Annotated in this window: 1 protein-coding gene; it reads left to right on the plus strand. The window is 39.3% G+C overall.

The annotated features are described in order from the left end of the window. Positions 1–201, plus strand: a 201-nt coding sequence (locus tag AB9K26_RS00730; protein ID WP_369970630.1) for a hypothetical protein, incomplete at its 5' end; no start/stop codon positions are given. Between the last annotated feature and the right edge of the window lie 71 nt (positions 202–272).

Raw genomic sequence — 272 nt, forward strand, 5'->3', positions numbered from 1 at the left:
ATCTCAATCGGTAATCTTGTCAAGGAGGAATCTGACTGTGTCCAGATTCCCTCATGGGGATTTTTAAGTGATGTCCTGACCATTATTGGGTTCCGAAACCCTCTGGGAAGACCAGAAGACTGGTTTATTGCCTACAACGTAGACGTATATGCCACGTTGTTTGTTTTTCAGAAATTTACACAAAATTTATTACCTGAATAAATTGTTGGGTAAATTTAAAACCATGTGGCATATACGCAGTTGTGGGTAGTAAAAGCTTCGAATAGCCAAAG

Origin of the sequence: Psychroserpens sp. XS_ASV72 (genome assembly GCF_041224425.1) — a bacterium.
Taxonomy (GTDB): Bacteria; Bacteroidota; Bacteroidia; order Flavobacteriales; family Flavobacteriaceae; genus Psychroserpens.